Annotated in this window: 8 protein-coding genes; 7 read left to right on the top strand and 1 reads right to left on the bottom strand. The window is 62.3% G+C overall.

Annotation, left to right across the window (positions count from 1 at the left end; all coding sequences use genetic code 11):
- Positions 1-4: 4 nt before the first annotated feature.
- The 6 genes from ACP7B7_RS24945 (at position 5) to ACP7B7_RS24970 (ending at position 5,653) form a co-directional block, all read left to right on the top strand.
- Positions 5-334 (top strand): L-rhamnose mutarotase, encoded by a 330-nt coding sequence (locus ACP7B7_RS24945; RefSeq protein WP_426078502.1) that lies wholly within the window; start codon positions 5-7, stop codon positions 332-334.
- 24 nt (positions 335-358) lie between these two features.
- Positions 359-1,114, top strand: a complete 756-nt coding sequence (locus ACP7B7_RS24950) for an SDR family oxidoreductase (protein ID WP_426078503.1) — start codon at positions 359-361, stop codon at positions 1,112-1,114.
- 24 nt (positions 1,115-1,138) lie between these two features.
- Positions 1,139-2,005, top strand: coding sequence for a fumarylacetoacetate hydrolase family protein (locus tag ACP7B7_RS24955; RefSeq protein ID WP_426078504.1), 867 nt, complete (start codon positions 1,139-1,141; stop codon positions 2,003-2,005).
- Positions 2,006-2,090: 85 nt separating this feature from the next.
- The gene (locus ACP7B7_RS24960; RefSeq protein ID WP_426078505.1) at positions 2,091-3,623 is read left to right on the top strand and encodes a sugar ABC transporter ATP-binding protein; all 1,533 of its coding nucleotides are present in this window, start codon (positions 2,091-2,093) and stop codon (positions 3,621-3,623) included.
- A 22-nt stretch (positions 3,624-3,645) separates the two neighbouring features.
- Positions 3,646-4,620, top strand: coding sequence for an ABC transporter permease (locus ACP7B7_RS24965; protein ID WP_426078506.1), 975 nt, complete (start codon positions 3,646-3,648; stop codon positions 4,618-4,620).
- A gap of 97 nt (positions 4,621-4,717) precedes the next feature.
- On the top strand, positions 4,718-5,653 hold the full coding sequence (locus ACP7B7_RS24970; RefSeq protein ID WP_426078507.1) for an ABC transporter substrate-binding protein: 936 nt from the start codon (positions 4,718-4,720) through the stop codon (positions 5,651-5,653).
- A 3-nt stretch (positions 5,654-5,656) separates the two neighbouring features.
- Here ACP7B7_RS24970 and ACP7B7_RS24975 read toward each other — a convergent pair whose 3' ends face one another.
- The gene (locus tag ACP7B7_RS24975; protein ID WP_308922603.1) at positions 5,657-6,556 is read right to left on the bottom strand and encodes a LysR family transcriptional regulator; all 900 of its coding nucleotides are present in this window, start codon (positions 6,554-6,556) and stop codon (positions 5,657-5,659) included.
- A gap of 93 nt (positions 6,557-6,649) precedes the next feature.
- Between ACP7B7_RS24975 and ACP7B7_RS24980 the strand changes: the two genes are divergently transcribed.
- Positions 6,650-7,717: an SDR family oxidoreductase gene (locus ACP7B7_RS24980; RefSeq protein WP_308922602.1), complete on the top strand. Its 1,068-nt coding sequence runs from the start codon at positions 6,650-6,652 to the stop codon at positions 7,715-7,717.
- Positions 7,718-7,838 lie beyond the last annotated feature (121 nt).

Below are 7,838 nucleotides of genomic sequence, written 5' to 3' on the forward strand. Positions count from 1 at the left end.
CGTCATGCAAAGAATGGGCATGGTCATCGGCATCGCGCCGGACCGCATCGCTGAGTACAAGACCTTGCACGCGGCCGTCTGGCCGCAGGTGCTGGAACGCCTCGCTGCGGCGAACGTGAGCAATTATTCGATCTTTCTGCGCGAGCCGGAAAACCTGTTGTTCGGTTACTGGGAATACCACGGCAAGGACTTCGGGGCTGACATGGCGGAGATCGCAAAGGACCCGGAAACGCAGCGCTGGTGGACCTTTTGCGCCCCGTGCCAGCTGCCGCTGGCCTCGCGCGCCGAGGGCGAGCACTGGTCGATGATGGAACACGTATTTCATATGGCATAAGCCTAAAAAAAATAGGAGACAGAAATGACCGCCAGACTACAAGGCAAAACCGCACTACTCACCGCCGCCGGCCAGGGCATAGGCCGCGCCACGGCCGAAGCCTTCGTGCGCGAAGGCGCGACCGTGATCGCCACCGATATCAACCAGGCCCAGCTCGACGCCTTGAAAGAAGCGACCGGCTGCACCGTGCGCCTGCTGGACGTCACCGACGGCGCCGCCATCACCGCGCTGGTGAACGAGGTCGGCCCCGTCGATATCCTGTTCAACTGCGCCGGCTTCGTCGACGGCGGCACCATCCTCGACTGCGACGACGCGGCCTGGGACCGCTCGTTCGAGATCAACGCCCGTTCCATGTACCGGCTGATGCGCGCCGTGCTGCCCGGCATGCTGGCCAAGGGCGCCGGCTCCATCGTCAATATGTCGTCGGTGGCGTCCAGCGTGAAAGGCGCGCCGAACCGTTTTATCTATGGCACCTCGAAGGCAGCCGTGGTGGGCATGACCAAATCGGTGGCGGCGGACTTTGTCACGCGCGGCATCCGCTGCAACGCGATCTGCCCCGGCACCATCGAGTCGCCATCGCTGAAGGACCGCATCGCCGCGCAGGCCGCAGCAACAGGCGTCAGCGTCGCCGACGTGCAGGCCGCCTTTGTCGCGCGCCAGCCGATGGGGCGCGTGGGCAAGGCCGATGAAATCGCCGCGCTGGCCGTCTACCTGGCTTCCGACGAATCCGCCTTCACCACCGGCATGGTCCACGTCATCGACGGCGGTTGGTCCAATTAATCACTACAACAACGAGAGACACACATGAAACTGATGCGTTATGGCGCCAAGGGCGCTGAAAAACCGGCACTGATCGATGCGAATGGCGCCGTGCGCGACCTGTCCGGCGTGCTGTCCGATATTACCGGCGCCACCCTGAGCAAAGATAATCTGGCTACCCTGGCCGCCGTCGATATCGCCAGCCTGCCGGTGGTTGAAAATCCGGGCCGTATCGCGCCGCCATGGCAGGGCGTGGGCAAGTTCCTGTGCGTGGGCCTGAACTACGCCGACCATGCGGCCGAATCGGGCATGGCCGTGCCAGCCGAACCGGTGCTGTTCATGAAGGCCACCAGCGCCGTGATCGGCGCCAACGACGCGGTGGTGATGCCGCAGGACTCAAAAAAGAGCGACTGGGAAGTGGAACTGGGCGTGGTGATCGGCACCACCGCGCGCTATGTGTCGGAAGCGGACGCGCTGTCGCACGTGGCCGGCTATTGCGTGGTGAACGATTTGTCCGAACGCGAATACCAGCTGGAGCGCGGCGGCCAATGGGACAAGGGCAAGGGCTGCGATACCTTCGGCCCGATCGGCCCCTGGCTGGTGACCGCCGACGAAGTGGCGGACCCGCAGAACCTGGGCCTGTGGCTGGAAGTCAATGGCAAGCGCGTCCAGGACGGCAATACGAAAACCATGGTGTTCGGCGTGGCCAACCTGGTCAGTTATATCAGCCGCTTCATGACCCTGTACCCGGGCGACATCATCAGCACCGGCACGCCGCCGGGCGTGGGCATGGGCCAGAAACCGGCTGCCGTGTATCTGAAACCGGGCGACACCATGCGCCTGGGGATTACCGGCCTCGGTGAACAGCAGCAGACCGTGCATGCGTGGAATCCGGAACTGATCGACGGCTGATACCGCAGTACCTGACTGGCGCGCCACCAAGAATGCCTAGACATCGGCGCGCCGGCTTATAGCAGTGGAGTGGAGGAGACACACCATGAATCAATCCGAAGAGATACTGGCGCTCAATTGCGTCAGCAAACGCTTTCCCGGCGTGCTGGCGCTCGATAACGTCAGCTTCAGTTTGCGCAAGGGCGAAGCGCATGCGCTGTGCGGCGAAAACGGCGCCGGCAAGTCCACCCTCATGAAAGTGATGAGCGGCGTGTACCAGGCCGACGAGGGGGAACTGGTCTACAAGGGCAAGGTGTGCAGTTTTGGCAGCAGCGTCGACGCGGAAGCGGCCGGCATCGCCATCATCCACCAGGAACTCAATTTGATCCCGCACCTGAGCGTGGCCGAGAATATCTTCCTGGCGCGGGAACCGGTGCGCGGCTTTTTCATCGACCGCAAGAAGATGCGCCTTGATGCGCAGGCGCTGCTGGACCGCCTCAAGCTGCGCATCGATCCGCGCCAGCTGGTGAAAAACCTGTCCTGTGCGCAGCAGCAGATGGTGGAAATCGCCAAGGCGCTGTCGCTGAACACGGAAGTGCTGATCATGGACGAGCCCACGTCCTCGCTGACGGAAAGCGAAACGGGCCAGCTGTTCGAGATCATCAATGAACTGAAACGCAATGGCGTGAGCGTGGTGTATATCTCGCACCGGCTGGAAGAAATGCAGCACATTATCGACCGCGTGACGGTGCTGCGCGACGGAAAATTCGTCAGCACCGATGACTTTCATGCGATCTCGCTCGACGCCATTGTGGCAAAAATGGTCGGCCGCACCCTTGATGAAAAATTCCCCGAGCGCGTGTCGACACCGACCAGCGACGTGCTGCTGCGCGCGACGGATTTGCACCGCAAGGACGTGTTCGGCCCGCTCAGTTTTGACTTGCGGCGCGGCGAAATTCTCGGCTTTTCGGGGCTGATGGGGGCAGGGCGCACGGAAGTGGCGCGCGCCATCTTCGGCGCCGATCCGCTCACCAGCGGCGCGATCCACCTGGGCGACACGGAAGTCGTGATCGACTCGCCGATCGACGCCATCGATCACGGCATCGCCTACCTGTCCGAAGACCGCAAGAGCCATGGCCTGGCGATCCGCATGTCGGTGGCGGCCAACCTGACCTTGACCAATGTGTCGGCGCTGTCGAACCGCTTCGGCTTTATCGACTTTGCCAAGGAGGAAGCGGTCGCCAAAAAGTATATCGCCGCGCTGGGCATCAAGACGCCGACCTCGAAGCAGATCGCGCGCAATCTGTCGGGCGGCAACCAGCAGAAGATCGTCATCAGCAAATGGTTGTACCGCGAATCGAAAATCATCTTCTTCGATGAACCGACGCGTGGCATCGACGTGGGCGCCAAGTTCGCCATCTACCAGCTGCTCGACAAGCTGGCCTCGGAGGGCATCGGCGTGGTGCTGATCACCTCCGAGCTGCCCGAGATCATGGGCATGACGGACAGGGTTGCCGTGTTCCACGAAGGGCGCATCAGCGGCATCGTCAACACGCGCGAGTCGTCGCAGGAAGAGATCATGCATCTCGCATCGGGCCGCGTGGCAAGCCCCACTGCGGGACAGGCAGCACTCCATTAATCAGAAAGCTGGACAAAAAAAAATGAATAAAGAACTGATCCAAAAATTTGCCGCGCTGGGCAGCCTGTCCTTGCTGCTGCTGGTGTTTTCGCTGACCAGCGATGCCTTTTTCTCGGTCAGCAATGGCATGAGCGTGGCGCTGCAGGTGACCTCGATTGCGTATCTCGGCATTGCCGCCACCTGCGTCATCATCACCGGCGGCATTGACCTCAGTTCCGGCTCGGTGCTGGCGCTGGCCGGCGTGGCCGCGGCGCTGCTGGTGAAAAGCGGCATTCCGGTGCCGGTCGCCATGTTGGGCGGCATCGTGGTGGGCGCCATGTGCGGCGCCGTCAACGGCTTCTGCATCACGCAACTGAAACTGCCGCCATTCATTGCCACCCTGGGCATGATGCTGATCGCCCGTGGCCTGGCCTTGCAGGTGACCGGTGCACGGGCAATCTCCGGCCTGGGCGAGTCGTTCGGCGAACTGGGTAACGGCGTATTGTGGCGCATCGAGCGCGACACGGGCGGCACCTTTCCCGAAGTCGTCTTCCCCGGCATTCCGTATCCGGTGGTGCTGATGGTGGTGATCGCAGTGGCCGTGTCCATCATGCTCAGCCGCACCACCTTTGGCCGCCATATCTATGCGGTTGGTTCCAACGCCGAAGCGGCGCGCCTGTCGGGCGTCAAGGTGGGCCGCGTCACGCTGCTGGTGTACACCCTGTCCGGCGCCCTGTCGGGCCTGACCGGTTGCGTGCTGATGTCGCGGCTGGTGACGGCGCAGCCGAACGAAGGCGTGATGTATGAACTCGATGCGATCGCCAGCGCCGTGATCGGCGGCGCTTCGCTGATCGGCGGCATCGGCACCATTTCCGGCACCGTCATCGGCTCCTTCGTGATCGGCATTTTGCGCAATGGCCTGAACATGAATGGCGTATCGAGTTTTATCCAGCAAATCATTATCGGACTGGTCATTCTGCTGACCGTCTGGATCGATCAGAAGCGCAACCGCGCCTGAAGCAGCACTGTTAGTGAGTTAGTGAGTTAGTGAGACCTGAAGTCATATCCATTAAATCTATAATTAAACGAGGACGACAATGAAAACCATCAAAGCCATGTCGCTCGGTCTGGTGACCGCAGCATTTGCCCTGAGCACCAGCGCCGCATTCGCCGCGCCGAAAGAGATCGCCGTGATCGTCAAGACGACGAACTCGAACTACTGGCAGAACGTCAAAAAGGGCGCAACCGCCAGCGCGGCCGACGCCAAGGGCTACAGCCTGACCTTCCAGGGTCCGGCCTCGGAGTCCGCCATTGCCGACCAGGTCAGCATGGTGGAAAACGCCGTCACCCGCAAAGTGGCCGGCATCGTGCTGGCCGCATCGGACCCGGACGCGCTGGTGCCGGCCCTGAAAAAAGCGTGGGAAGCGAAGATTCCCGTGGTGCTGATCGATTCCCTGGTGGCCGACAGCGGCAAGCGTTACTACCAATCGTTCCTGTCGACCGACAATGAAGCGGCCGGCGAGGCCAGCGCCAAGGCGCTGATTTCGCAAGTGGGCAAGACCGGCAAGATCGCCGTGATGTCGTATGTGGCCGGCGCCGGTTCCGAGACGGGCCGCGTGGGCGGCTTCAAGCGCTATATCGAAAAGAACTCGCAGCTGCAGATCGTCGGCACCTATTATTCGCAATCGCAGATGGCCACCGCGCTGAACCAGACCACCGACGTGCTGGCCTCGAATCCTGACCTGAAAGGCATCTTCGGCGCCAACGAACCGACGGCCGTCGGCATGGGCCGCGCGCTTGCGCAGGCGGGCAAGGCCGGCAAGGTGATCGGCGTGGGCTTTGACGGCAATGAAGACCTGAAAAACTTCGTCAAGGACGGCACCCTGTATGCGACCGCCGTGCAGGGCTCCTACTCGATGGGCGCGCTGGGCGTGAAAACCATCGTCAGCCTGATCGAAGGCAAGAAGGTCGACCCGTTCGTCAACACCGGCGTGGTGATCGTCACCAAGGCCAATGTCGACCTGCCGGAAGCGAAGAACGTGCTGTATTGATCTTCAGCTGATGTGCAAACGCTGCTTCAGTTCCTGCAGCAGCGTGCCGGTCTTGATGGTCAGCTGGCGCGCCAGCGGCCACGCCAGGTAGAGCGGCAAGCCTGGCGTGGCGTAATCAGGCAGTACTTCGACGATGGCGCCGCTGGCCAAATGCTCCTGCACCAGCCACGTCGCCTGCTGCGCGATGCCCAGGCCTGCCAGTACGGCGGCCGTCTGCGCTTCGGCGTCGCCCACGATCAAACGCGGCGTTACCACGCGCCGCTCCACGCCAGTTTCTTCCACAAACAGCCACGGCGCCGCCGTGCCGTCACCACGGCCGTAGGCGATGCAGTCATGCTGTTCCAGTTCCTGTATATCTTTCGGCGTGCCACGCCGCGCCAGGTAGGCGGGCGCCGCGCAAAAGATCAGCCGTTCCTCGCCCAGCTGCATCTGGCCCAGCGCGGCCGGCCACTGGCCTGGTGCGCCGATGCGCACGGCGATATCGATGCGCTCTTCGAACAGGTCGACAAAGCGGTCGCTGAAGGCGATCGACGGCTGCAGCCGCGGATATTTTTCGCACAGGTCGATCAGCGCCGGCATCACGCGCATGCGCCCGTAGGACGCCGGCACGCCGATGCGCACCGTGCCCGCCAGTTCGCCTTCCTGCTCGGCCAGCACGTTTTCCGCGTCGGCCAGTTCCTGCAGCACGCGCTTGCAGGTGGCGTAATAGGCGTGGCCCGCGCTGCTCAGCTTCAAACGCCGCGTGCTGCGCTCGAACAGGATCACGCCCAGCCGTTCCTCCAGCCGCGCCACACTCTTGCTGACGGCCGAGCTGGTCAGGTGCAGCCGCTCGGCGGCTTTGGTAAAACTGCCGGCGTCGGCGGTGGCAAGAAAAGGAGCGATGCCTTTCAGATGGTCGGACATGATTGCAGAATATTTTTCATGAATAAGCTGAAATACTATCGCGGATAAGAAATTCTGTCCGATATATGATGGATTTTTATTCTGGAGAGCGTTATGAACAAGCATGCATTGATTATCGGCGCCAGCGGCGTTATCGGCAGCAACCTGGCGACACACCTGCTGGCGCAAGGCTGGAAAGTGACCGGCGTCTCGCGCGGCCGCACACCCGTACCAAGCGGTTGCGTTTCCCTGCAGCTGGACGCCACCGATGCGGCGGCCGTGGCAAGTGGCCTGGCCGGTATCGACGCCAGTCATGTGTTCTTCACGGCCTGGGCGCGCCAGGAAAATGAAAAGGAAAATATCCGCGTCAACGGCGCCATGGTCGCCAATGTACTGGCCGCCTTGGGGCCGCATGGGCACCTGCGTCACGCCGCGCTGGTGACGGGCCTGAAGCACTACCTGGGACCGTTCGACGCGTATGGCAAAGGCAGTGTGCCCGTCACGCCGTTCCGCGAAGAGCAGGGCCGCCAGGATGTCGAGAATTTCTACTACGAGCAGGAAGACCGCCTGTTCGAGGCGGCCGAAAAATATGGTTTTAACTGGAGCGTGCATCGCCCGCACACCATTATCGGCTACGCGCTGGGCAACGCCATGAACATGGGGTTGACGCTGGCCGTGTATGCGACTCTGTGCAAGGCCAGCGGCCAGCCGTTCGTGTTTCCGGGTTCGTCGGCGCAGTGGAACGGCCTGTCCGACATGACCGACGCGGGCCAGATCGCGCGCCAGCTGGCGTGGGCGGCGCAGAGTCCGGCGGCAGCCAACCAGGACTTCAATATCGTCAATGGCGACGTGTTCCGCTGGAAGTGGCTGTGGCCGCGCCTGGCGGCGTACTTTGGCGTGGAAGCGGCCGAGCTGCCCGATACCATCTCGCCACTGGCCGGCCGCATGGACGGCGCAGCCGAACAATGGCGCGCCATCGCGCAGCAGCATGGCCTGGTGGAGGCGGATGTGGGGCGCCTGGCTTCATGGTGGCATACCGACGCCGACCTGGGCCGGCCGATGGAAGTGATGACCGACATGAGCAAGAGCCGCAAGGCGGGTTTCCTCGATTACCAGGATACGCCGGAGGCGTTTTTCACGTTGTTTGACCGCTTGAAGGCGGAGCGGGTGATACCGTCTTAAAAGGGCGCAGACAGGTCGCGTAGGTCGGATTAGCGCGTAGCGCGTAATCCGACCTTGTATTATTCCTCTCATGCGGTTGGTGGTGTTGCGAACAACATCGACCGCTGTCAAAATTCTTGGT

It is taken from the genome of Janthinobacterium sp. PSPC3-1 (genome assembly GCF_049896105.1).
Taxonomy (GTDB): Bacteria; Pseudomonadota; Gammaproteobacteria; order Burkholderiales; family Burkholderiaceae_D; genus Janthinobacterium.

Coding starts and splice junctions, on each gene's coding strand:
- ACP7B7_RS24945 (WP_426078502.1), top strand. CDS start 5: ATGCAAAGAATGGGCATGGTCATCGGCATCGCGCCGGACCGCATCGCT.
- ACP7B7_RS24950 (WP_426078503.1), top strand. CDS start 359: ATGACCGCCAGACTACAAGGCAAAACCGCACTACTCACCGCCGCCGGC.
- ACP7B7_RS24955 (WP_426078504.1), top strand. CDS start 1,139: ATGAAACTGATGCGTTATGGCGCCAAGGGCGCTGAAAAACCGGCACTG.
- ACP7B7_RS24960 (WP_426078505.1), top strand. CDS start 2,091: ATGAATCAATCCGAAGAGATACTGGCGCTCAATTGCGTCAGCAAACGC.
- ACP7B7_RS24965 (WP_426078506.1), top strand. CDS start 3,646: ATGAATAAAGAACTGATCCAAAAATTTGCCGCGCTGGGCAGCCTGTCC.
- ACP7B7_RS24970 (WP_426078507.1), top strand. CDS start 4,718: ATGTCGCTCGGTCTGGTGACCGCAGCATTTGCCCTGAGCACCAGCGCC.
- ACP7B7_RS24975 (WP_308922603.1), bottom strand. CDS start 6,556: ATGTCCGACCATCTGAAAGGCATCGCTCCTTTTCTTGCCACCGCCGAC.
- ACP7B7_RS24980 (WP_308922602.1), top strand. CDS start 6,650: ATGAACAAGCATGCATTGATTATCGGCGCCAGCGGCGTTATCGGCAGC.